The organism is Streptomyces sp. NPDC002403, from assembly GCF_053593015.1.
On sequence record NZ_JBSFBQ010000001.1, the window covers coordinates 271,520 to 296,003 of the forward strand.

Consider the following 24,484-nt stretch of genomic DNA (forward strand, 5'->3'; position numbering starts at 1 on the left):
TTTTGGTCGCGCAGCTATACCCGTTATCGTTGTGCGGTATGCCTCCATCCGGATGATCGGACGGCGGCGAAACACTCTCACTAGGACCCGGAGAGAGCAATGCCTCCCAAGAAGAAGAAGGTCACGGGGCTTATCAAGCTCCAGATCAACGCCGGCGCGGCCAACCCGGCCCCGCCGGTCGGCCCCGCGCTCGGCCAGCACGGCGTCAACATCATGGAATTCTGCAAGGCCTACAACGCCGCGACCGAGTCGCAGCGTGGCATGGTCGTGCCGGTGGAGATCACGGTCTACGAGGACCGTTCCTTCACCTTCGTCACCAAGACTCCGCCGGCCGCGAAGCTGATCCTCAAGGCCGCGGGCGTGGAGAAGGGCTCCGGCGAGCCGCACAAGACCAAGGTCGCCAAGCTGACGGCTGCCCAGGTCCGTGAGATCGCCACGACGAAGCTCCCCGACCTGAACGCCAACGACCTCGACGCCGCGTCGAAGATCATCGCTGGCACCGCCCGTTCCATGGGCATCACGGTCGAAGGCTGATTCAGCCCCTCACATCCCCAGTGGTAGGGCCAAGCGCTGGCCCGCACCACGACTCCACACCCTGAAACCAACAGGAGTAGAAGTGAAGCGCAGCAAGAACCTCCGCGCTGCGGACGCCAAGGTCGACCGGTCGCGCAACTACGCGCCGCTCGAGGCCGTCCGTCTCGCCAAGGACACCGCCTCCACCAAGTTCGACGGCACCGTCGAGGTCGCGTTCTGCCTGGGTGTCGACCCGCGCAAGGCCGACCAGATGGTCCGTGGCACCGTGAACCTCCCGCACGGCACCGGCAAGACCGCCCGGGTCCTGGTCTTCGCGACCGGTGACCGTGCTGCGGCCGCGGAAGCCGCGGGCGCCGACATCGTCGGCGCCGACGAGCTCATCGACGAGGTGGCGAAGGGCCGTCTGGACTTCGACGCCGTCGTCGCCACCCCGGACCTCATGGGCAAGGTCGGCCGCCTCGGCCGGGTGCTCGGTCCGCGTGGTCTGATGCCGAACCCGAAGACCGGCACCGTCACCCCCGATGTCGTGAAGGCTGTCAACGACATCAAGGGCGGCAAGATCGAGTTCCGCGTCGACAAGCACTCGAACCTGCACTTCATCATCGGCAAGGTCTCGTTCGACGACACCAAGCTGGTGGAGAACTACGCAGCGGCGCTGGAGGAGATCCTCCGTCTGAAGCCGTCCGCCGCCAAGGGCCGCTACATCAAGAAGGCCACCCTGGCCACCACGATGGGCCCCGGCATCCCGCTGGACGCCAACCGCACCCGTAACCTCCTCGTCGAGGAGGACCCGGCCGCCGTCTGAGCCCTCGCGCTCGGCAGTACGCCGCGTCACGTGTGACATTGACGGGCCCCGCAACCTTTCGAGGTGCGGGGCCCGTCCTTGTATCCGTATTGCCGGAGGCTGTGTCGGACCTGTGCGTTAGCGTGAGGCCCCGACAGAGCCGAACGAGGGGTGGAAGCTGACATGAGGACCAGTACCGTGCGACGCGTGTGTCTGTCGGTGGCAGCGGCAGCGGCGCTGACGTCGGTCGCGGCCTGCAGCGGATCGGACAGCGGCACGAGCGACAACAAGGGCAGCGGCGTCGTGAAGACCGACGCGATCGCCGCGCTGCTCGACGTGCAGAAGAAGACCGGTGGGGAGAGCTCGGCGAAGGTCGAGGGCACCACCCAGATGGGCACCACCATGTCCATGGAGCAGACCGGCGTCATCGACTGGGCCGACGGCCTCACCGGCGCCATGGAGATCACGTACACCGGCGGCAGCATGGCGGACGCCATGAAGCAGTCCGGCGGCACCGGCACGATGCAGGCCCGCTACTTCAAGGACGGCTACGTCGTCAACATGGGCGACGGCTTCGCGAAGCAGACCGGCGGCAAGCACTGGATCAGCTACGGCTACGCCGACCTGGCCAAGCTGGCGGGCGCCTCCGGCGAGGCGATGAAGCAGCAGATGCAGAACACCACGCCGGACCAGGGCGTGAAGTCGCTGCTGGCCTCCGGTGACGTGAAGAAGGTCGGCAAGGAGGACGTCCGGGGCGTCTCCACCACGCACTACTCCGGCACCGTCGACGTCGCCGCCCTGACCGCGAAGAACTCCCAGCTCGACGCCGACCAGCTGGAGCAGCTGAAGAAGCAGCTGAGCGACGCCGGCATCACCACGGAGACGGTCGACCTCTGGGTCGACGACAACGACCTGCTGGTCAAGAAGACCGAGCGCGGCCAGATGAAGACCGGCGAGCTCAACTCCACGGTGTTCTACAGCGACTACGGTACGAAGGTCTCGGTCGAGCAGCCCCCGGCCTCCGACACGGTCGACTTCGCCGAGCTCCTGAAGCAGCAGCAGGGAACGGGTGCGGGCACGTCCTGACCCTCCCCGGCCGCCCGGAGCGGGACGGATTTGCTCGGCGCGACCACGGTCGCGTACTCTCCTACAGAAGCCAAAGACCGCTGGTCGTTGCTGCGCTCTCGCAAGAGGGAACAGTGACCGAAGGATCCGTTGAGTACGGGCGACCTGCGCAGGTGACTGTGGAAAGCTCCCGGACTTCGTTCGGTCGAGCTACGCCCTGGCGCCCGCGCCGGGGCGTTTCGTCTTTCCCGGCCCCTTCTGAGCGGTCCTCATCACCCGGAAGGAGGCCGACGCTCATGGCAAGGCCCGACAAGGCTGCCGCGGTAGCCGAGCTGACGGACCAGTTCCGCAGCTCGAACGCCGCCGTGCTGACCGAGTACCGGGGTCTCACCGTGGCGCAGCTCAAGACGCTGCGTCGTTCGCTCGGTGAGAACGCCCAGTACGCCGTGGTGAAGAACACGCTGACCAAGATTGCGGCCAACGAGGCCGGGATCACTTCGCTGGACGACCAGTTCACTGGTCCGACGGCGGTTGCCTTCATCACCGGTGACCCGGTGGAGTCGGCGAAGGGTCTTCGTGACTTCGCCAAGGAGAACCCCAACCTCATCATCAAGGGCGGTGTCCTTGATGGTAAGGCGCTGACCGCGGATGAGATCAAGAAGCTCGCGGACCTCGAGTCCCGCGAGGTTCTGCTCGCCAAGCTGGCGGGCGCCATGAAGGGCAAGCAGACTCAGGCTGCTCAGGTCTTCCAGGCGCTCCCGTCGAAGTTCGTCCGCACCGCGGAGGCGCTTCGTGCCAAGCAGGCCGAGCAGGGCGGTGCCGAGTAATTCGGCTCGCGCAATGATCGTCGCTCACTAGGGCGACGGTCGCAGCGGGCCGAACGTACGCCCGCCGACATGTACATCCGGCACCTGCCGAATTAGTGGAAGGACGCCATCATGGCGAAGCTGTCCCAGGACGACCTGCTCGCGCAGTTCGAAGAGATGACCCTCATCGAGCTCTCCGAGTTCGTGAAGGCCTTCGAGGAGAAGTTCGACGTCACCGCCGCTGCGGCCGTCGCCGTCGCCGGCCCGGCCGGCCCGGGTGCCGTTGCCGAGGCCGTCGAGGAGCAGGACGAGTTCGACGTCATCCTCACCGGCGCCGGCGAGAAGAAGATCCAGGTCATCAAGGTCGTGCGTGAGCTGACCTCGCTGGGTCTGAAGGAGGCCAAGGACCTCGTCGACGGCACCCCGAAGCCGGTCCTCGAGAAGGTCGCCAAGGAGGCCGCCGAGAAGGCTGCCGAGTCCCTCAAGGCCGCCGGCGCTTCCGTCGAGGTCAAGTGACTCAGGGAGTCCGCTGACTCCTTCTGACGCCTCCTGCCGTACGGCACGGACGTCATCACACGAAGGGCGATCACCCATCCGGGTGGTCGCCCTTCGGCGTACCCGAGGCGGCTGCCTTGCTCTTCCGGTGGCGACGAGTATGGTGATCATCGCCGTTGCCTCTCCGGGACGGCCGACCGGCGCCGGGTGGCGGTCGGGTGAGGACCTCGGGGCTCTGCCCCCGCAGGGGGGCCTTGACGAACCGCACGCGGCGCGCAATTCTCAGGACGCGTCGTCACATCGATCCGAATCCGAGGCATGGATCGAGTGAGAAGCGGGCAGTAAAGAAGAGCGCACCACGCGCGAGGGCTAGCCATAGGTGTTGAGAACAGCTGTTGAGAGCAACGTGGGTCTCTGAGAACCCCGACTGGACATCAGTGTGCCGTTTGGCTACACTGACCCTTTGCGCTGCCTGTTAGCTGCCCCCTGCCCGTCACCAGGGGCATGCCCTCGCTTCAGCATCGATGACTGATCGTCTCTGACCTGGCCTTTTCGGTCGAATCAGGAATTGACTGTCACCGTGTCCGGCTTGGGACCGGTACGCGCGTAGTGAGTCCGAGCCCTCGGAAGGACCCCCTCTTGGCCGCCTCGCGCAACGCCTCGACCGCGAATACGAACAACGGTGCCAGCACCGCCCCGCTGCGCATCTCCTTTGCAAAGATCAAGGAGCCCCTCGAGGTTCCGAACCTCCTCGCGCTGCAGACCGAGAGCTTTGACTGGCTCCTCGGCAATGCCGCATGGAAGGCTCGCGTCGAGGCTGCTCTGGACAGCGGACAGAACGTCCCGACCAAGTCCGGCCTGGAAGAGATCTTCGAGGAGATCTCGCCGATCGAGGACTTCTCCGGGTCGATGTCGCTGACTTTCCGCGACCACCGCTTCGAGCCCCCGAAGAACTCGATCGACGAGTGCAAGGAGCGCGACTTCACGTTCGCCGCCCCGCTCTTCGTCACCGCTGAGTTCACCAACAACGAGACCGGCGAGATCAAGTCCCAGACGGTCTTCATGGGCGACTTCCCGCTCATGACCAACAAGGGCACCTTCGTCATCAACGGCACCGAGCGTGTCGTCGTGTCGCAGCTGGTCCGCTCGCCGGGTGTCTACTTCGACTCCTCCATCGACAAGACGTCCGACAAGGACATCTTCTCCGCCAAGATCATCCCGTCCCGGGGTGCCTGGCTGGAGATGGAGATCGACAAGCGCGACATGGTCGGTGTCCGCATCGACCGCAAGCGCAAGCAGTCCGTCACCGTTCTCCTGAAGGCTCTCGGCTGGACGACCGAGCAGATCCTGGAGGAGTTCGGCGAGTACGAGTCGATGCGCGCCACCCTGGAGAAGGACCACACCCAGGGCCAGGACGACGCGCTGCTCGATATCTACCGCAAGCTGCGTCCGGGCGAGCCGCCCACCCGTGAGGCCGCTCAGACGCTGCTCGAGAACCTCTACTTCAACCCGAAGCGCTACGACCTCGCGAAGGTCGGCCGCTACAAGGTGAACAAGAAGCTCGGCGCCGACGAGCCGCTCGACGCCGGTGTGCTCACCAGCGACGACGTCATCGCGACGATCAAGTACCTGGTCAAGCTGCACGCCGGTGAGACCGAGACGGTCGGCGAGTCCGGCCGCTCGATCATGGTCGAGACCGATGACATCGACCACTTCGGCAACCGTCGTATCCGTAACGTCGGCGAGCTGATCCAGAACCAGGTCCGTACGGGTCTCGCCCGTATGGAGCGCGTCGTGCGCGAGCGCATGACCACCCAGGACGTCGAGGCGATCACGCCGCAGACCCTGATCAACATCCGGCCGGTCGTCGCCTCCATCAAGGAGTTCTTCGGCACCAGCCAGCTGTCCCAGTTCATGGACCAGAACAACCCGCTGTCGGGCCTGACGCACAAGCGTCGTCTCAACGCCCTCGGCCCGGGTGGTCTCTCCCGTGAGCGGGCCGGCTTCGAAGTCCGTGACGTGCACCCGTCGCACTACGGCCGCATGTGCCCGATCGAGACGCCCGAAGGCCCGAACATCGGTCTGATCGGCTCGCTGGCCTCCTACGGCCGGATCAACGCGTTCGGCTTCATCGAGACGCCGTACCGCAAGGTCGTCGACGGCCAGGTCACCGACGAGGTCGACTACCTGACCGCCGACGAGGAGGACCGCTTCGTCATCGCGCAGGCCAACGCGCCGCTCAGCGACGAGCTCCGCTTCGTCGAGAACCGCGTGCTGGTCCGCCGCCGTGGCGGCGAGGTCGACTACGTGCCCGGCACGGACGTCGACTACATGGACGTCTCGCCGCGCCAGATGGTGTCCGTCGCGACCGCGATGATCCCCTTCCTGGAGCACGACGACGCCAACCGTGCCCTCATGGGCGCGAACATGATGCGTCAGGCGGTGCCGCTGATTAAGTCGGAGGCCCCGCTCGTCGGCACCGGCATGGAGTACCGCTGCGCCACCGACGCCGGCGACGTGCTCAAGGCCGAGAAGGACGGTGTGGTCCAGGAGGTCTCCGCGGACTACATCACCGTCACCAACGACGACGGCACGTACACCACGTACCGCATCGCCAAGTTCATGCGCTCCAACCAGGGCACCTCGGTCAACCAGAAGGTTGTCGTCTCCGAGGGCGACCGGGTCGTCGCCGACCAGGTCCTCGCCGACGGTCCGGCCACCGAGAACGGTGAGATGGCCCTCGGCAAGAACCTGCTCGTGGCGTTCATGCCGTGGGAGGGTCACAACTACGAGGACGCGATCATCCTGTCGCAGCGCCTCGTGCAGGACGACGTCCTCTCCTCGATCCACATCGAGGAGCACGAGGTCGACGCCCGTGACACCAAGCTCGGCCCGGAGGAGATCACCCGGGACATCCCGAACGTCTCCGAGGAGGTCCTCGCCGACCTCGACGAGCGCGGCATCATCCGTATCGGTGCCGAGGTCGTCGCCGGTGACATCCTCGTCGGCAAGGTCACGCCCAAGGGTGAGACCGAGCTGACCCCCGAGGAGCGCCTGCTCCGCGCGATCTTCGGTGAGAAGGCGCGCGAGGTGCGCGACACCTCGCTGAAGGTGCCGCACGGTGAGATCGGCAAGGTCATCGGCGTCCGCGTCTTCGACCGCGAAGAGGGCGACGAGCTGCCGCCGGGCGTGAACCAGCTGGTCCGCGTCTACGTCGCGCAGAAGCGCAAGATCACCGACGGTGACAAGCTCGCCGGCCGTCACGGCAACAAGGGCGTCATCTCGAAGATCCTGCCGATCGAGGACATGCCGTTCCTGGAGGACGGCACCCCGGTCGACATCATCCTCAACCCGCTGGGTGTCCCGTCCCGAATGAACCCGGGACAGGTCCTGGAGATCCACCTCGGCTGGCTCGCCAGCCGCGGCTGGGACGTCTCCGGTCTCGGTGACGAGTGGGCCAAGCGCCTGCAGGCCATCGGCGCCGACCAGGTCGCCCCCGGCACCAACGTCGCCACCCCCGTCTTCGACGGTGCGCGCGAGGACGAGATCTCCGGTCTCTTCGAGGCCACGATCCCGAACCGCGACGGCGACCGCCTGGTGCAGCCCTCCGGCAAGGCCAAGCTGTTCGACGGCCGCTCCGGCGAGCCGTTCCCGGACCCGGTCTCGGTCGGCTACATGTACATCCTCAAGCTGCACCACCTCGTCGACGACAAGCTGCACGCTCGTTCGACGGGTCCGTACTCCATGATCACCCAGCAGCCGCTGGGTGGTAAGGCACAGTTCGGTGGTCAGCGATTCGGTGAGATGGAGGTGTGGGCCCTTGAGGCATACGGCGCCGCATACGCCCTCCAGGAGCTCCTGACGATCAAGTCCGACGACGTGACCGGCCGTGTGAAGGTCTACGAGGCCATCGTCAAGGGCGAGAACATCCCCGAGCCGGGCATCCCTGAGTCCTTCAAGGTGCTCATCAAGGAAATGCAGTCGCTCTGCCTCAACGTGGAGGTGCTGTCCTCGGACGGCATGTCCATCGAGATGCGCGACACCGACGAGGACGTCTTCCGCGCGGCGGAGGAGCTCGGTATCGACCTGTCCCGGCGCGAGCCGAGCAGCGTCGAAGAGGTCTGACGGGTTGGCCGGCCGGATCCCCGTGATCCGGCCGGCTCTCCCCGGACCCGTTCAGACCATTGCTGAAGTGCCCCGATTTCTCGCCTGACGCGAGGGGGCTCGAACCCCCGAAAGAGGGATTGACGACAAGTGCTCGACGTCAACTTCTTCGACGAGCTGCGGATCGGCCTTGCCACCGCGGACGACATCCGGACCTGGTCCCACGGCGAAGTGAAGAAGCCGGAGACCATCAACTACCGCACGCTCAAGCCCGAAAAGGACGGACTCTTCTGCGAGAAGATCTTCGGTCCGACCCGGGACTGGGAGTGCTACTGCGGCAAGTACAAGCGTGTCCGCTTCAAGGGCATCATCTGTGAGCGCTGTGGCGTCGAGGTCACGCGCGCCAAGGTGCGCCGTGAGCGCATGGGCCACATCGAGCTTGCCGCTCCCGTCACCCACATCTGGTACTTCAAGGGCGTCCCGTCGCGTCTGGGCTACCTCCTCGACCTCGCGCCGAAGGACCTCGAGAAGGTCATCTACTTCGCCGCGTACATGATCACGTTCGTGGACGAGGAGCGCCGTACGCGCGACCTGCCCTCGCTGGAGGCGCACGTCTCCGTCGAGCGTCAGCAGATCGAGAACCGTCGCGACGCCGACCTGGAAGCCCGCGCCAAGAAGCTCGAGACCGACCTGGCCGAGCTGGAGGCCGAGGGCGCCAAGGCCGACGTGCGCCGCAAGGTGCGCGAAGGTGCCGAGCGCGAGATGAAGCAGCTGCGCGACCGTGCGCAGCGCGAGATCGACCGCCTCGACGAGGTGTGGAGCCGCTTCAAGAACCTCAAGGTCCAGGACCTGGAGGGCGACGAGCTGCTCTACCGCGAGCTGCGTGACCGCTTCGGCACGTACTTCGACGGCTGCATGGGCGCCGCCGCGCTGCAGAAGCGCCTGGAGTCCTTCGACCTCGACGAGGAGGCCGAGCGCCTCCGCGAGATCATCCGTACCGGCAAGGGCCAGAAGAAGACCCGTGCGCTCAAGCGCCTCAAGGTCGTCTCCGCGTTCCTGCAGACCAGCAACAAGCCCAAGGGCATGGTGCTGGACTGCGTGCCGGTCATCCCGCCGGACCTGCGTCCGATGGTGCAGCTGGACGGTGGCCGCTTCGCGACCTCCGACCTGAACGACCTGTACCGCCGTGTGATCAACCGCAACAACCGCCTCAAGCGTCTCCTTGACCTCGGTGCCCCCGAGATCATCGTGAACAACGAGAAGCGGATGCTGCAGGAGGCCGTCGACGCGCTGTTCGACAACGGCCGCCGCGGTCGCCCGGTCACCGGTCCCGGCAACCGCCCGCTCAAGTCCCTCAGCGACATGCTGAAGGGCAAGCAGGGTCGATTCCGTCAGAACCTTCTCGGCAAGCGTGTGGACTACTCCGCGCGTTCCGTGATCGTCGTCGGCCCGCAGCTCAAGCTGCACCAGTGCGGTCTGCCGAAGGCCATGGCGCTGGAGCTCTTCAAGCCGTTCGTGATGAAGCGCCTGGTCGACCTGAACCACGCGCAGAACATCAAGTCGGCCAAGCGCATGGTCGAGCGCGGCCGCACCGTGGTGTACGACGTCCTCGAAGAGGTCATCGCCGAGCACCCGGTGCTGCTGAACCGTGCGCCGACCCTGCACCGCCTCGGCATCCAGGCCTTCGAGCCGCAGCTGGTCGAGGGCAAGGCCATCCAGATCCACCCGCTCGTCTGCACCGCGTTCAACGCGGACTTCGACGGTGACCAGATGGCCGTGCACCTGCCGCTCTCCGCGGAGGCGCAGGCCGAGGCCCGCATCCTGATGCTGTCCTCGAACAACATCCTGAAGCCGGCCGACGGTCGTCCCGTCACCATGCCGACCCAGGACATGGTGCTGGGCCTGTTCTTCCTCACCACGGACGAGGAGGAGCGCAAGGTCGTCGGCCAGGGCCGTTCCTTCGGCTCCACGGCCGAGGCGATCATGGCCTTCGACGCCCGCGAGCTGTCGCTCCAGGCGAAGGTCGACATCCGCTTCCCGGTGGGCACCATCCCGCCGCGTGGCTGGGTGCCGCCGGTCGCCGAGGAGGGCGAGCAGGAGTACCAGCAGGGCGACACGTTCCGGCTGCGTACGTCCCTGGGCCGCGCGCTCTTCAACGAGCTGCTGCCCGAGGACTACCCGTTCGTCGACTACTCGGTCGGCAAGAAGCAGCTCTCCGAGATCGTCAACGACCTCGCCGAGCGCTACCCCAAGGTCATCGTGGCGGCGACGCTCGACAACCTGAAGGCGGCGGGCTTCCACTGGGCGACCCGTTCCGGTGTCACCGTGGCCATCTCCGACGTCGTGGTCCCCGAGGCCAAGAAGGCGATCGTCGCGGGCTACGAGGCGCAGGACGAGAAGGTCCAGAAGCAGTACGAGCGCGGTCTGATCACCAAGGACGAGCGCACGCAGGAACTCATCGCGATCTGGACCAAGGCGACCAACGAGGTTGCCGAGGCGATGAACGCGAACTTCCCCAAGACGAACCCCATCTTCATGATGGTTGACTCGGGTGCCCGAGGAAACATGATGCAGATGCGTCAGATCGCCGGTATGCGTGGTCTGGTGTCCAACGCCAAGAACGAGACGATCCCGCGTCCCATCAAGGCGTCCTTCCGTGAGGGCCTCACCGTTCTGGAGTACTTCATCTCCACGCACGGTGCCCGTAAGGGTCTGGCGGACACCGCCCTGCGTACCGCCGACTCGGGTTACCTGACCCGTCGTCTGGTGGACGTCTCGCAGGACGTGATCATCCGCGAGGAGGACTGCGGCACCGACCGCGGCCTCAAGCTGAAGATCGCCGTCAAGGGTGCGGACGGTGTGCTCCGCAAGACGGAGGACGTCGAGACCTCGGTCTACGCCCGCATGCTCGCCGAGGACGTCGTCGTCGACGGCAAGGTCATCGCGCCTGCCAACGTCGACCTCGGTGACGTCCTGATCGACGCCCTGGTGGGCGCCGGCGTCGAGGAGGTCAAGACCCGTTCGGTCCTGACCTGTGAGTCCGCGGTCGGCACCTGTGCCTTCTGCTACGGACGCTCGCTCGCCACCGGCAAGCTGGTCGACATCGGTGAGGCGGTCGGCATCATCGCCGCCCAGTCCATCGGTGAGCCCGGTACCCAGCTGACGATGCGTACCTTCCACACCGGTGGTGTGGCCGGTGACGACATCACCCAGGGTCTGCCCCGAGTCGTCGAGCTCTTCGAAGCCCGTACGCCCAAGGGTGTCGCCCCGATCTCGGAGTCCGCCGGCCGGGTCCGGATCGAGGAGACCGAGAAGACCAAGAAGATCGTGGTCACGCCGGACGACGGCAGCGACGAGATCCCCTTCCCGATCTCGAAGCGCGCCCGTCTGCTCGTCGGCGAGGGCGACCACGTCGAGGTGGGCCAGAAGCTCACCGTGGGTGCCACCAACCCGCACGACGTGCTGCGCATCCTCGGCCAGCGCGCGGTCCAGGTCCACCTGGTCGGCGAGGTCCAGAAGGTCTACAACTCGCAGGGCGTGTCGATCCACGACAAGCACATCGAGATCATCATCCGGCAGATGCTGCGCCGCGTGACGATCATCGAGTCCGGCGACGCGGAGCTGCTGCCGGGCGAGCTCGTCGAGCGCTCGAAGTTCGAGACCGAGAACCGTCGTGTGGTCACCGAGGGCGGTCACCCCGCCTCCGGCCGTCCGCAGCTGATGGGTATCACCAAGGCCTCGCTGGCGACGGAGTCCTGGCTGTCGGCCGCCTCCTTCCAGGAGACGACCCGAGTCCTGACGGATGCGGCGATCAACGCCAAGTCCGACAGCCTCATCGGCCTCAAGGAGAACGTCATCATCGGTAAGCTCATCCCGGCCGGTACGGGTCTGTCCCGCTACCGCAACATCCGGGTCGAGCCGACCGAGGAGGCCAAGGCCGCGATGTACTCGGCCGTCGGCTACGACGACATCGACTACTCGCCGTTCGGCACGGGCTCCGGCCAGGCCGTTCCGCTGGAGGACTACGACTACGGTCCGTACAACCAGTAGGCGAGTCGTTCGACCGACCGGAGGGCGGTCACCCCGTTTCGTACGGGGTGGCCGCCCTCCGGCGTGTTTCGCGTCACTGCCGTGAGATGGTCCGTGGCCGGCCGACGGGGAGGCCCGGAGCCCGTCCCCGGACGGGCTCCGGGCCTCTGTGAGGGGCCGTACGGGCCCGTGCGGGGTGCGGAGGCTACGGGTACGGGTCGGGAGAAGCCGGACACTCGTCACGGCGTGTCGCGGTGGACCGCATTTGTTTTGACCGGAGTCGACGAGGTAGGTACGCTCAGACCTTGTGCCTGGGGTGTGCCTGGGCTCGTGTGCGTGTCCTCAACCGCACGGCGAGTCCGTCAGTGGTCACCGCAATCTGCGCTCCCTTCTGCCTTGCGGCAGAAGCCTGCAGTATTCGACACACCCGACCGCGTGGGTCGGTGACGTTCCAGGTTAGTTTCACGAACGGCACACAGAAACCGGAGAAGTAGTGCCTACGATCCAGCAGCTGGTCCGGAAGGGCCGGCAGGACAAGGTCGAGAAGAACAAGACGCCCGCGCTCGAGGGTTCGCCCCAGCGCCGCGGCGTCTGCACGCGTGTGTTCACGACCACCCCGAAGAAGCCGAACTCGGCACTCCGTAAGGTCGCGCGTGTGCGTCTGACCTCCGGTATCGAGGTCACGGCCTACATCCCGGGTGAGGGACACAACCTGCAGGAGCACTCCATCGTGCTCGTGCGTGGTGGCCGTGTGAAGGACCTGCCGGGTGTTCGTTACAAGATCATCCGCGGCTCGCTCGACACCCAGGGTGTCAAGAACCGCAAGCAGGCCCGCAGCCGCTACGGCGCCAAGAAGGAGAAGTAAGAATGCCTCGTAAGGGCCCCGCCCCGAAGCGCCCGGTCATCATCGACCCGGTCTACAACTCTCCTCTTGTCACCTCGCTGATCAACAAGATCCTGCTGGACGGCAAGCGTTCCACCGCCGAGCGGATCGTGTACGGCGCCATGGAGGGCCTCCGCGAGAAGACCGGCAACGACCCGGTCATCACGCTGAAGCGCGCGCTTGAGAACGTCAAGCCCTCGCTCGAGGTCAAGTCCCGCCGTGTCGGTGGCGCCACCTACCAGGTGCCGATCGAGGTCAAGCCCGGTCGCGCCTCCACCCTCGCGCTGCGCTGGCTCGTGGGTTACTCCCGCGCCCGCCGCGAGAAGACCATGACCGAGCGCCTCATGAACGAGCTGCTCGACGCCTCCAACGGTCTTGGCGCTGCCGTCAAGAAGCGCGAGGACACCCACAAGATGGCCGAGTCCAACAAGGCCTTCGCGCACTACCGCTGGTAGTCGCTACCCACATCGAGACCGAGAGAAGATTGAGCCTTATGGCCACCACTTCGCTTGACCTGGCCAAGGTCCGCAACATCGGGATCATGGCCCACATCGACGCGGGCAAGACGACCACCACTGAGCGGATCCTCTTCTACACCGGCGTTTCGTACAAGATCGGTGAAGTCCACGACGGCGCTGCCACGATGGACTGGATGGAGCAGGAGCAGGAGCGCGGCATCACGATCACGTCCGCCGCGACGACCTGCCACTGGCCGCTCAATGATGTTGACCACACCATCAACATCATCGACACCCCGGGTCACGTCGACTTCACCGTCGAGGTGGAGCGTTCGCTCCGCGTCCTCGACGGTGCCGTCACCGTGTTCGACGGTGTCGCCGGCGTCGAGCCGCAGTCCGAGACCGTCTGGCGTCAGGCGGACCGCTACGGCGTGCCGCGCATCTGCTTCGTCAACAAGCTCGACCGCACCGGTGCCGACTTCTTCCGCTGCGTCCAGATGATCACGGACCGCCTCGGCGCGACCCCGATCGTCATGCAGCTCCCGATCGGTGCCGAGGCCGACTTCACGGGTGTCGTCGACCTCGTGACGATGAAGGCGTTCGTCTACCCCGTGGAAGCCACCAAGGGCGAGGCGTACGACATCGTCGACATCCCCGCGAACCTCGCGGAGAAGGCCGAGGAGTACCGCGGCAAGCTCCTCGAAGCCGCCGCGGAGAACGACGAGGCGCTCATGGAGCTCTACCTGGAGGGCGAAGAGCCTTCCGTGGAGCAGCTCTACGAGGGCATCCGTCGCATCACCATCAACTCCGGCAAGGGCGGCGAGACGACCGTCACCCCGGTGTTCTGCGGCACCGCGTTCAAGAACAAGGGCGTTCAGCCCCTGCTCGACGCCGTTGTGCGCTACCTGCCCTCGCCCCTGGACGTCGAGGCCATCGAGGGCCAGGACGTCAAGGACCCCGAGGTCGTCGTCAAGCGCAAGCCGTCCGACGACGAGCCGCTCGCGGCGCTGGCGTTCAAGATCATGAGCGACCCGCACCTCGGCAAGCTCACCTTCGTCCGGGTCTACTCGGGCCGCCTGGAGTCCGGCACCTCGGTGCTGAACTCCGTCAAGGGCAAGAAGGAGCGCATCGGCAAGATCTACCGCATGCACGCGAACAAGCGTGAGGAGATCGAGTCGGTGGGCGCCGGCGACATCATCGCCGTCATGGGCCTGAAGCAGACCACCACCGGTGAGACGCTCTGTGACGACAAGGCGCCGGTGATCCTGGAGTCCATGGACTTCCCGGCACCGGTCATCCAGGTCGCCATCGAGCCCAAGTCCAAGGGCGACCAGGAGAAGCTGGGTGTCGCCATCCAGCGCCTCTCCGAAGAGGACCCGTCCTTCCAGGTGCACTCCGACGAGGAGACCGGCCAGACCATCATCGGTGGTATGGGCGAGCTGCACCTCGAAGTGCTCGTCGACCGCATGAAGCGCGAGTTCCGCGTCGAGGCGAACGTCGGCAAGCCGCAGGTCGCGTACCGCGAGACGATCCGCAAGGCCGTCGAGCGCGTCGACTACACCCACAAGAAGCAGACCGGTGGTACCGGTCAGTTCGCCAAGGTGCAGATCGCGATCGAGCCCATCGAGGGCGGCGAGGCCTCGTACGAGTTCGTCAACAAGGTCACCGGTGGCCGCATCCCCAGGGAGTACATCCCCTCGGTGGACGCGGGTGCTCAGGAAGCCATGCAGTTCGGCATCCTGGCCGGCTACGAGATGACCGGCGTCCGCGTCATTCTTCTCGACGGTGGCTACCACGAGGTCGACTCCTCCGAGCTGGCCTTCAAGATCGCCGGTTCGCAGGCCTTCAAGGAGGCCGCGCGGAAGGCGTCCCCGGTTCTCCTCGAGCCGATGATGGCCGTCGAGGTCACCACGCCCGAGGACTACATGGGCGATGTCATCGGCGACATCAACTCCCGCCGTGGCCAGATCCAGGCCATGGAGGAGCGCAGCGGCGCTCGCGTCGTGAAGGGCCTCGTGCCCCTCTCGGAGATGTTCGGCTACGTCGGAGACCTCCGCAGCAAGACCTCGGGTCGCGCAAGCTACTCGATGCAGTTCGACTCCTACGCCGAGGTTCCGCGGAACGTCGCCGAGGAGATCATCGCGAAGGCCAAGGGCGAGTAACTCTCCCGAGCTCACGCTTTAGGCTTGTCACCGGAGCCTGGTGGGGCATTCCTCGCAGAGCGAGAGCAATGCGTTGAATGCCCCCGGGCCCGGCATCCCAGCAAAGATCACCTGGCGCCGATGAAGCAAGGCGTACAGAACCACTCCACAGGAGGACCCAGTGGCGAAGGCGAAGTTCGAGCGGACTAAGCCGCACGTCAACATCGGCACCATCGGTCACATCGACCACGGTAAGACGACCCTCACGGCCGCCATTACCAAGGTGCTGCACGACGCGTACCCGGACCTGAACGAGGCCTCGGCCTTCGACCAGATCGACAAGGCTCCCGAGGAGCGCCAGCGCGGTATCACGATCTCGATCGCGCACGTCGAGTACCAGACGGAGTCGCGTCACTACGCGCACGTCGACTGCCCGGGTCACGCGGACTACATCAAGAACATGATCACGGGTGCCGCGCAGATGGACGGCGCCATCCTCGTGGTCGCCGCCACCGACGGCCCGATGCCGCAGACCAAGGAGCACGTGCTCCTGGCCCGCCAGGTCGGCGTTCCGTACATCGTCGTCGCCCTGAACAAGGCCGACATGGTGGACGACGAGGAGATCCTGGAGCTCGTCGAGCTCGAGGTCCGTGAGCTCCTCTCCGAGTACGAGTTCCCGGGCGACGACCTGCCGGTCGTCAAGGTCTCGGCGCTCAAGGCGCTCGAGGGCGACAAGGAGTGGGGCCAGACCGTCCTCGACCTGATGAAGGCCGTCGACGAGAACATCCCGCAGCCCGAGCGTGACGTCGACAAGCCGTTCCTGATGCCGATCGAGGACGTCTTCACGATCACCGGTCGTGGCACCGTCGTCACCGGTCGTATCGAGCGCGGTATCCTGAAGGTCAACGAGACCGTCGACATCGTCGGTATCAAGCAGGAGAAGACCACCACCACGGTCACCGGCATCGAGATGTTCCGCAAGCTGCTCGACGAGGGCCAGGCCGGTGAGAACGTCGGTCTGCTCCTCCGTGGCATCAAGCGCGAGGACGTCGAGCGCGGCCAGGTCATCATCAAGCCCGGTTCGGTCACGCCGCACACCGAGTTCGAGGCCCAGGCCTACATCCTGTCGAAGGACGAGGGTGGCCGTCACACCCCGTTCTTCAACAACTACCGCCCGCAGTTCTACTTCCGTACCACGGACGTGACGGGCGTTGTGACCCTTCCCGAGGGCACCGAGATGGTCATGCCGGGCGACAACACCGTCATGAGCGTCTCGCTGATCCAGCCCGTCGCCATGGAAGAGGGCCTGAAGTTCGCCATCCGTGAGGGTGGCCGGACCGTGGGCGCCGGCCAGGTCACCAAGATCGTCAAGTAATTACCTGACTGTCTGACCTGGTTGCTCCGCACAGAGCACCGAGAAGGGCCCCGGCCCGCCGCGTGAGCGGTGGACCGGGGCCCTTCTTCATGTCCCGGGCGGGATGCTCCGGGCGGGCTCTCGCTCAGGGGCGCCAGAGCCAGGGCAGGGCGTCGGGCCCCAGGGCCACCGCCGTCGGCCGCCCGTCCCTGCCGACGTGCAGGGACGGTCCGTCCAGCGCCACCGGCCCGCGCTCGCGTACGGAGATCCCCCGGGCGGTACGGAGCTGGATCAGGCCCTTCTCGGTGCGGCCGAGCAGCACCGGGGCGCCCGGCGACCCGGCGGCGGCCACCGGACCGTACCCGTCGAAGCCCGTCCGGTCCGGGATCCGGCGGCCGTAGCCGTCGATGCCGGTCTCGTCCGCCGTCTCCCCCGTCCGCAGGGTCGTCAGCGCGGCCTTCGCCGCCGCGCGGTAGAACAGATCGATGCTGCCGTCCGCCCCCGGCAGCGCGGCCGGGCCGTCCCCGGGCACCGGCATCCCGCTGATCTGGGTGCGCGCGGTGACCGGGTCGCCGGGCGCGTCCTGCGTCCAGTGGTGCACCGCGAACCGGCCCGCCGCGAAGACGTGGACGCACCCCTCGGCGTCCACCACGGCGCTCAGCCCGTCCTGGATCTCGCCGCCGCCCGTGTCCTGCCACCCGCTCCACCGGCCGTCCGTGTCCCGTACCCGGGTACTGACGCCCTTCTCCGCGTTCCGTACGAAGAGATGCACCCGCCCGTCGGGCGCGGCGACCGCGACCGGGATGCCGATCCGGCGCCCGCCGTCGTGGTCGTGCACCGGGTTGCCGAGCCCCTCCCAGGCACGGAAGGAGCCGCTGGGGGAGCGCTGCTCCAGCAGGACGATCTCGCGCTGGTTGTCCGCGCCGTGCCCGCCGAGCGCGGCGAAGCGAAGCCCGAAGAGCAACTGCCGCCCGTCCGGCAGGGTCGCGCAGCCCAGGACCGACGCGAGCGGGCCGCCGCCGAGGTCGTCCGGGGAGTCCCACGTCCCGCTGCCCGGCGCGCTCTCGCGCCAGCGCACCGCCCGCAGCCCCAGCACCCCGTACGCGACGAGCCGGCCGTCCGGATCGGTGGTGACGGTCGGGCGGGAGCCCGGGTAGCGGTAGTGGGTGGACCGTACCCAGCCCTTCCGGTTGGTCAGCGGCCGGTTGCCGCCGACGCCGTAGTCACCGCAGCCCGCGGAGTTGCCGCAGCGCCAGTCGGCCGACCCTCCGTACGCCACCAGGAGCGACGCCTTCTCCGCCAGCACCGCGGGCGGCAGATTCTTGGGCCAGTGCCGGTTGTAGTAGCCGCGGAACGCGGTGGTGGCGAAGCGCGGCACCCCGTCGCCGCTGCGGGTGGACATCGCCACCCAGCGGATCAGCGCCGTCCAGGTGAACTGCGCGGTCGCGGTGTGGTCGGGATGGTCGGAGTAGCCCTTCTGCTCGCTGTCCCGACGCCGGACGGGCTCACTGCTGTGCTGGATGTCGGGGTCCGGGTCCATGGTGTGCACGATGCTGGGCCGGTACCGGTCGAACAGCCCGACCAGGACGTCGATCAGCCCGTCGTACGTGTACGAGCCCGCCTGTTGCAGCGGCGAGTTGTCGGCGACGACGGTGGGCAGGACGAGGCGCCGGTCCTGCCAGAGGCTGGGCAGCCCGAGACGTCCGTACGTGGTGTGCATGGCGGTGTTGATGAAGATCAGCTCGACCTTGCGGCCGTCGTGGCCGAGGCGGTTGATCTCGGCCCGGTGGTTGCCGTTCAGGGTGATGACGGACTTCTGCCATTCCGTGAACCGGCCGAGTCCGAGCAGGGTCGCGTACGCCTGGCGGAGCCCCTGGTGACGGGAGGAGGAGTAGGCGGCCTTGTCGGGCGTGGGCAGGGGCCGGCCGGGCATGCGGTTGACGCCGGTGGCCTCGCCGCCGGTCAGATAGACGCAGACCAGCGGCGTCCCGCCGTGGAAGGCCTGCTGGGTGTCCGGGTTCATGAAGTACAGGTCGTCGTCGGGGTGGGCGAGGATCTGCATCATCAGGGCCGGGTGCGAGGTGCTGATCGGCAGTCCGGGCGTCGGGTCCGCGGCGGGGTCGCGGCGGCGGGGCGGCGAGGGCGCCGTGCAGGCGGTGAGGGCCGCCAGGCCGGTCGCACCGGCCGCCGTCAGCAGCGTGCGCCGCGGCACCCCGGGGCGGGATGCGCGCAGGGCGGGTCGATCCGTCACACCGTGGCTCCGTCCACTCCCCACGCGGCGGCGGGCGGCCGTGCGGCCCTGTGCCGCGTACCGAATCCATGCAGGTCGCGGCCAGGGCGAGCCGCTGCTGCGGGGGGATAGACGGAGATTCCCGGGGGCGGGTTGCCTGGATATCCGATGATGTGACCCGGGCGGCTCAAATCACGGGTGTACGCACCATGAACACATCGACCGGGTCCTGCCGCTCCTCGGTGAACCCGTGCCGTTCGTACAGCGCGCGGGCGGCGCTGCCCTGGAGCACATCCAGCCGTACGACCGCGCCCTCCTCGTCGGCCCGCGCGAGCAGCGACCGGAGCACCGCGGTGCCCGTGCCGCGCCCGTGGAGTGCGGGGGAGAGGTAGAAGTTCTCCAGCCGCAGTCCGTTGTCGACCGGGCGCAGGGTGACGCATCCGGCGAGCTCGCCGTCCACGACCACGACCGAGGTGTGCTCCGGTGCGTAGCCGTCCCGCAGCCGCTGTCGCACGCGGTGCTCGTCGTAACGCCCGAGCCGCTCCAGGTCGGGGCGCATCACGACGGCCCTGAGTTCGGCCAGCGCCTCGACGTCCTCGGGCAGGGCGGGGCGCAGGGTCCAGGTCGGGGTGGTGCTCGTTGTCATGGACGGATTCTCTCCGATCTTCGTCACCGCAGCTCGGGTGCCTCCCCGCGGTCCGCCCGGCGCAGTCCCGCCTCCGGGATGCCGCGCAGCAGCTCCGCGCCGATCTCCGCGAGCCGGGCACCGTCGGGCGGGGTGCGGCCCAGGCCGATGGCGTACTGGACGTGAGAGGTGTCGGCACCGTACGGACGGGGCCAGGCGTGCGCGTCCGGGGAGCCCGCTTCCGCGAGCGCGGCGAGCAGGGCCGGCAGCCGGCCACGGAAGCGCCCCTCGTCCGCGCCGGGCCGCACGGAGACGATCGCCCAGGCGGCGTGGCGCCGACGCAGCGGCGGCGGGGTGCGGAGCAGGGTGTGCGGTACGGGGCCGGAGTCGTCGGCGGACTCCAGGATCTCCCAGGCGCGGAAGAGTTCCTCGGTCAGGAGGTCGCGGCCGGCGGGGGAGACCTGCGTGGTGCAGGAGCGGACCGGGTGGGTCGGGGTCAGCACGGTGAGGGGATGTGTGCCGGTGCCGTCGGTGCCGACCGGGTGGTCCCAGTTCCAGGCGGCCCAGGTCGCGAAGAAGTGTCTGAGCAGGGGGAGCGGTGGCCGCTCGCCCGCCTCGTGGGCGGTACGGGCCGCGAGTACGGACCAGGCGAGGCCGGGCAGTCCGCCGCACGGGGCGGAGTCCAGACCGCGCGCCCGCGCCCAGGCCTTCACCTCGCGGGCGAGCCGGGTGAACGCCGCCCGGTGCGGGTCCGCCGCACCGAGCACGGCGTCCGCGTCGCTCACCGCGCTGAGCGCCGTGGCCGCCGCCTCGCCCAGCTCGGCGCGCCGGGCCACCGCCTCGGCCGGGGGGAGGGCGCCCGTCGCCACGGTCACCAGGTCCACCTTCAGCCCGCCGAGGGCGAAGCGCAGGCCCGGTACGCGGGCACCGGTCACCTCGCGCAGCCCCTCGGCGTCCGGCAGGGCCGCGGCCAGCCGCTCCCGTACCGCCGGCGGATCCACGGTGCCGGGCAGCGCCGCGACCAGGTCCAGGTCCGCGCCGGGCAGCGCGCAGCCCGTCCGCCGCGAGCCGGCCAGGTGGACGGCACCTCCGGGCAGGGCTGCGGCCACCCGGCGCACCGCGTCGGCGGCGAACGCCTCCTCCGCCGCGTCCGTACTGAGCTCCTCGGCCGCGTCGGCGGTCAGCTCGACCCGTACTCCGAAGTGGTCCGAGACGTACAGCCCGTCCGGCGCCGGGACATCGCCCAGCAGCACCGCCGAGACGGGCCGCAGCCGCTCCGAGCGGACCAGGACCCGGTCCAGCCGGGACGCCCGCCCGGACAGGGAGGAGACGGCGGCCAGCGGGTTGACCGACGGGTCGAAGGTGGGCGTCCGGTCGTCCGGGCCGTGCACCCGGTTCCAGGCGTCCGCCATCGCCAGCCGGTCCTGCGGGGTGTCCCCGCCGTCGTTGAAGTCGCCTAGCAGCGTCACATCACCCTGGACTGCCGCCAACCCCGTTGCCAGGTCGGTCAGTTCGGCGTCACGCCGGCCGGCACCGTTCGCCGAGTGGTCGCTGCTGAGATGGGTCGCGGCGACCGTGACCGGCCCTTCCGCGGTCTCCACGACGACGGCGGCGACCGCCTTGTGCGGGCCGAGGACATGCAGACCCGCTTCGCGCACCGGGACCCTGCTGAGCAGCAGCAGCCCGCAGTCGGCGACGTCCCGGCCGGCCGGATCGGCCCAGAGGGTGTAGCCGTCGCGAACCCAGGGCGCCACCAACAGCAGGGCGAGCAGGGCGGGTTCGGCCTCCTGGAGGGCGATGACATCGGCGTCCGCGCCACGCAGGGCGTCGAGCAGCAGCGGCCGGCGCCGGGCGGTGTCGATGCGGTCGCTGTCGTAGCGGTCCCAGAGGGTGTTCCAGGTCAGCAGTGTCAGGGGGCCGGGGGCCGGCGCGGGTGGCGGTGCGTCCTCGGGCACCGGCGTCCAGGCGGCCTGCGACGCGGAGTACGCGTGCGGGGTGCGGGAGACGAAGTACGGGGAGGGCAGCCGGCGCGGTGCGCGCACCCGCCCGGCCTCCGTCGCGTCGATCCGGTCCACGCCCGAGGACCGGTCCCACACCACCTCGCCGTCCGCCTCGAAGAACAGCACCCGGTGCCAGGGGATCTCCCCGCCCGGTGCGAAGCGGGGCAGCGGCACCCGCTTGGGCACCGTCCCGCGCTGCGCCACGCCCAGCACGAAGCGCGCCGGATCGAACCGGGAGTCCCAGCGGACCCGGTGGTATATCTCCTCGCTGGTACGCATTCAGGGCCTTCCGTCTGGATCATGCCGGGCTCGCGTGCCCCGGTGCCGCACCTCGCGGCGTTGTCGTCACTCGCGATGGCTCCTTCCCCGAGCTCTCGGCTGCGCTTGAGCAGGGGAGACCCCATCCGTTCCCTCCTCCGCCCTGCGATCCACGGCACCGGACCCCGCTCCCTGATCCGGCCTCATCCGGACGTAAGGCCCTACGCCCTGTCCTCCACGGTCCCGCTCGCGCCGATGTACCAGGTGCGGTGCGCCTGGCCCGGGTACGGGGGCACGAATCTGCGCAGCTGCGAGGTCAGCACCCCGTGCGGCACCGGATGGCTGCGGTGTTCGTTGCGGCGGATCAGCTCCGCCTCGTCGACCAGGGCCACGGCATGGGTGAGCAGCGCGTCCCTGCGCCGGGCGACCGCGTGCACCAGGGAGCGCTGGTGCGCGTTGAGCGAGGTGGCGTCCCAGACGACCGTGGAGCTGGCGGCGAGCGCGGCGTCCAGCCGGTCGAGCCCCTCGCGCAGCACCTCCCCGTTGTCCTTCTGGCCGGCGCGGGAGCCCCGGGCCAGGCGCAGGTCGTCGAGCGAGAGACGGGTGTCGACGCCGGGCAGGGTGCGCGCGAAGGTGCTCTTGCCGCTGCCGGAAGGGCCGACCAGCTGGACCAGGCGCGGGAAGTCCCCGGACCGCCAGCGCCAGGTCGCGGCGACGGCCTCCTCGGCGGTGGCGACCCGGCCCAGGGCGTACGCCTCCCGGGCCTACGCCCGGCAGCGGTCCGCGGCCTCGGGCTCCAGGGCGGCGAAGGCCTCCCGCAGCCCGGCCGGTTCCGCCAGGTCCTCCGCGTACAGCGCCGACCACTCCACCTGCTCGCGTGCCCCGGCGTTGTCCGCCACCGTGGCGGCCAGGGTGTGCAGCAGCGGGAGATCGGCGGCGAACGACATCCGGGCCAGTCCGGTGCGGCGCTCCTCGTCCGGGTACGGCCGGTGCAGCCCGGGGTACAGCCCGACGAGGTCCGCGACGCGGCGGGCGAGCGGCATCCCGAGCGCGGGGGCCAGCGCGGGCGCGAGCGCGGGGCGGCGGGATCGGTGCAGCAGCGCGGCCAGCACCCCGGTCAGCCGGTCCTCGCCCGTCCGGCCCAGCGCGTCGAGGGCGTCGCCCATCGCGCGGGCGGCCCCGGTGTCCCCCGCGTCCGTGCCCGCGGCGGCGGCCAGCGCCGCCGCGTCGACCGGTGCCCCGGACCGTACGGCCCACAGGGCGGCGGCCGGGCCGAGCCCGTTCTCCACGACGGCGGCGTGCATCCAGTGCGTATCGGTCCGTACGTGGCCGGGCCGCACCCACTTGGCCACCAGCCGCCCGAAGTCCGCCGCCCCGAAGGCGTCCGCGGGCCGTACGACGTACCCCTCCTGCCGCCCGGTGTCCGGCTTCAGCGCCCGCAGTGCCTTCTCGGCGCGGGCGTCGAGGATGCCGCGCCACAGCACGGGCGGCACCGGTATCCCCAGCCCCCGCAGGAACTCCACGGTCCGGTCCCAGTCCAGACAGCGCTCCCCGTCCCAGACGGAGAAGCCGTAGAAGAAGCTCTCCAGACCGTCGTACGGGATCGAGTGGCGGGCGAACATGTTCTCGCCGCAGACCCGCCACCCCTCGGGGATGCGCGCCCCGACCCGGCCCTGGAGCGCCTTCACCCAGCCCCGCGAGGGGTGGTGGGCGGAGTCGAGGGAGCGGGCGTGGAGCCCGTCGGCGTAGAGCGTGGTGTTCTCGCCGTCCAGCTTCTCGGTGACGACGACCTCGCGGCCGGCCAGCGCGGCGAGACCGGCGATCCGCACGTCGTCCGAGGTGGCGCCGGGGGACCAGGGCAGATGGGCGGTGCGTGGATAGTGCGTACGCATGATCGATGCCCCTGGTGACGACGGCCGGTCCGGCCGGTCACTGTAGGCACGGCGGTGCGCACCGCTCGACCCGATTTACGATGGGGGACGCCTGGCACTGCTCCCACTGCGCGCCCGCGTTTGACCGAGCGACCGCGGGGGGTAAGATCCTCCGCCCGATTGGCCAGGCTCACGCCCCGTATGGCACACTGACCAGGTTGCTCGGTTGAGTGTCAATGCTGCGCGCCTCCCGCCGGGAGGACCGGAAGCGAGTCCCACAGTACTCGTCGACCCCTCGCGGGTCGGACGTACGGGAATCTTCCGGGAAGCGTCAGTGGGGCACCGGCCAGGCACCCGGTGGGTGTTCCGCCCCCGGTCCTGCGGTCCTCGGGCCCGCACCCCCTTGGTTGGGAAATCCTTCGGGAGATCTGCGTAGAGGGGATGCGACACGCCCGACCGCGTGGGTCGGAGGGGGAGTCGTCAGAGCCCCCGGGTTCCAGAGCGTTACGAGAGACAGGACTACTAGTAGCCATGGCGGGACAGAAGATCCGCATCCGGCTCAAGGCCTACGACCACGAGGTCATCGACTCCTCGGCGAAGAAGATCGTCGAGACGGTGACCCGCACTGGTGCGTCGGTCGCGGGCCCGGTGCCGCTGCCCACTGAGAAGAACGTGTACTGCGTCATCAAGTCGCCGCACAAGTACAAGGACTCGCGCGAGCACTTCGAGATGCGCACGCACAAGCGCCTCATCGACATCCTCGACCCCACGCCGAAGACGGTTGACTCGCTGATGCGTCTCGACCTGCCGGCGGGCGTCGACATCGAGATCAAGCTCTGAGGTGACG

15 protein-coding genes and 1 pseudogene are annotated in these 24,484 nt (G+C 68.5%); 12 read left to right on the forward strand and 4 right to left on the reverse strand.

Annotation, left to right across the window (positions count from 1 at the left end; all coding sequences use genetic code 11):
• Window positions 1–99 precede the first annotated feature (99 nt).
• From rplK to tuf, 11 genes are all read left to right on the forward strand, one after another.
• On the forward strand, window positions 100–534 hold the full coding sequence (rplK, locus tag ACWCPY_RS01305) for a 50S ribosomal protein L11 (protein ID WP_006126872.1): 435 nt from the start codon (window positions 100–102) through the stop codon (window positions 532–534).
• Window positions 535–616: 82 nt separating this feature from the next.
• The gene (rplA, locus tag ACWCPY_RS01310) at window positions 617–1,339 is read left to right on the forward strand and encodes a 50S ribosomal protein L1 (RefSeq protein WP_326767206.1); all 723 of its coding nucleotides are present in this window, start codon (window positions 617–619) and stop codon (window positions 1,337–1,339) included.
• Window positions 1,340–1,501: 162 nt separating this feature from the next.
• Window positions 1,502–2,404, forward strand: coding sequence for a hypothetical protein (locus ACWCPY_RS01315; RefSeq protein WP_451262246.1), 903 nt, complete (start codon window positions 1,502–1,504; stop codon window positions 2,402–2,404).
• A 275-nt stretch (window positions 2,405–2,679) separates the two neighbouring features.
• The gene (rplJ, locus tag ACWCPY_RS01320) at window positions 2,680–3,210 is read left to right on the forward strand and encodes a 50S ribosomal protein L10 (protein ID WP_266415516.1); all 531 of its coding nucleotides are present in this window, start codon (window positions 2,680–2,682) and stop codon (window positions 3,208–3,210) included.
• Window positions 3,211–3,321: 111 nt separating this feature from the next.
• Complete coding sequence (gene rplL, locus ACWCPY_RS01325) at window positions 3,322–3,705, forward strand: 50S ribosomal protein L7/L12 (RefSeq protein ID WP_072485559.1); 384 nt, start codon at window positions 3,322–3,324, stop codon at window positions 3,703–3,705.
• 618 nt (window positions 3,706–4,323) lie between these two features.
• Complete coding sequence (gene rpoB / locus ACWCPY_RS01330; RefSeq protein ID WP_329818609.1) at window positions 4,324–7,809, forward strand: DNA-directed RNA polymerase subunit beta; 3,486 nt, start codon at window positions 4,324–4,326, stop codon at window positions 7,807–7,809.
• A gap of 129 nt (window positions 7,810–7,938) precedes the next feature.
• Window positions 7,939–11,838 (forward strand): DNA-directed RNA polymerase subunit beta', encoded by a 3,900-nt coding sequence (locus tag ACWCPY_RS01335; RefSeq protein ID WP_362440686.1) that lies wholly within the window; start codon window positions 7,939–7,941, stop codon window positions 11,836–11,838.
• Between the two features lie 472 nt (window positions 11,839–12,310).
• On the forward strand, window positions 12,311–12,682 hold the full coding sequence (gene rpsL, locus ACWCPY_RS01340) for a 30S ribosomal protein S12 (RefSeq protein ID WP_003948652.1): 372 nt from the start codon (window positions 12,311–12,313) through the stop codon (window positions 12,680–12,682).
• A 2-nt stretch (window positions 12,683–12,684) separates the two neighbouring features.
• Complete coding sequence (gene rpsG, locus ACWCPY_RS01345; protein WP_072485550.1) at window positions 12,685–13,155, forward strand: 30S ribosomal protein S7; 471 nt, start codon at window positions 12,685–12,687, stop codon at window positions 13,153–13,155.
• A gap of 38 nt (window positions 13,156–13,193) precedes the next feature.
• Window positions 13,194–15,320 (forward strand): elongation factor G, encoded by a 2,127-nt coding sequence (gene fusA, locus ACWCPY_RS01350; RefSeq protein WP_451262248.1) that lies wholly within the window; start codon window positions 13,194–13,196, stop codon window positions 15,318–15,320.
• A 160-nt stretch (window positions 15,321–15,480) separates the two neighbouring features.
• Window positions 15,481–16,674: an elongation factor Tu gene (gene tuf, locus ACWCPY_RS01355; RefSeq protein WP_072485548.1), complete on the forward strand. Its 1,194-nt coding sequence runs from the start codon at window positions 15,481–15,483 to the stop codon at window positions 16,672–16,674.
• 124 nt (window positions 16,675–16,798) lie between these two features.
• Here the strand turns inward: tuf and ACWCPY_RS01360 are convergent, their stop codons facing one another.
• From ACWCPY_RS01360 to ACWCPY_RS01375, 4 genes and pseudogenes are all read right to left on the reverse strand, one after another.
• A complete protein-coding gene (locus ACWCPY_RS01360) occupies window positions 16,799–18,865 on the reverse strand; it encodes a PIG-L family deacetylase (protein ID WP_451262405.1) in 2,067 nt (688 codons plus the stop codon).
• 205 nt (window positions 18,866–19,070) lie between these two features.
• Window positions 19,071–19,529, reverse strand: coding sequence for an N-acetyltransferase family protein (locus tag ACWCPY_RS01365; protein WP_451262249.1), 459 nt, complete (start codon window positions 19,527–19,529; stop codon window positions 19,071–19,073).
• A 23-nt stretch (window positions 19,530–19,552) separates the two neighbouring features.
• Window positions 19,553–21,787, reverse strand: coding sequence for a poly(A) polymerase (locus ACWCPY_RS01370; protein ID WP_451262250.1), 2,235 nt, complete (start codon window positions 21,785–21,787; stop codon window positions 19,553–19,555).
• A 200-nt stretch (window positions 21,788–21,987) separates the two neighbouring features.
• Window positions 21,988–23,658: pseudogene (locus ACWCPY_RS01375) on the reverse strand (RNA ligase family protein).
• Window positions 23,659–24,168: 510 nt separating this feature from the next.
• On the opposite strand from ACWCPY_RS01375, the gene rpsJ reads away from it, so the two are divergent.
• A complete protein-coding gene (gene rpsJ, locus ACWCPY_RS01380; protein WP_003948644.1) occupies window positions 24,169–24,477 on the forward strand; it encodes a 30S ribosomal protein S10 in 309 nt (102 codons plus the stop codon).
• Window positions 24,478–24,484 lie beyond the last annotated feature (7 nt).